At 38.4% G+C, this 401-nt stretch carries 1 rRNA gene; it reads right to left on the bottom strand.

Annotated features, from left to right (window positions below):
• Positions 1 to 97: ribosomal RNA gene (locus tag CSH93_RS17770) — 23S ribosomal RNA — on the bottom strand; the annotation flags it as partial.
• Positions 98 to 401: the final 304 nt, after the last annotated feature.

Here is a 401-nt window from a genome sequence, read left to right on the forward strand (position 1 = left end):
GCGTTTTGTCAACTCACCACAGCTTTTCGCAGACTTACACGTCCTTCATCGCCTCTAACTGCCAAGGCATCCACCGTATACGCTTAGTCACTTAACCATACAACCCTAATATGTCTGCCTTTTGACTTCAGACTATTAGCGGCTTTCGCCAGGCTGTAACGTGACAATCGCTAATCGCGTATGATTTTACTCATACCCATACAAGTTTCGCTTGAAAGAACCGTCATTTCTAAAAATAACAATTCAATCAGTTACTCTTGGATTAAATTAATATCAGCTTTTCCAAATTGTTAAAGAACATATTCAAGGCTTAAAAAAACCTTAATCAATAATTTTCATCATTCATTAAGGCTCTCTACCTAACAACCACCGATCACTTTCCACCCTTACCAATCATCATA

Source organism: Neoalteromonas facilis (assembly GCF_002807665.1).
GTDB lineage: Bacteria > Pseudomonadota > Gammaproteobacteria > Enterobacterales > Alteromonadaceae > Alteromonas_E > Alteromonas_E facilis.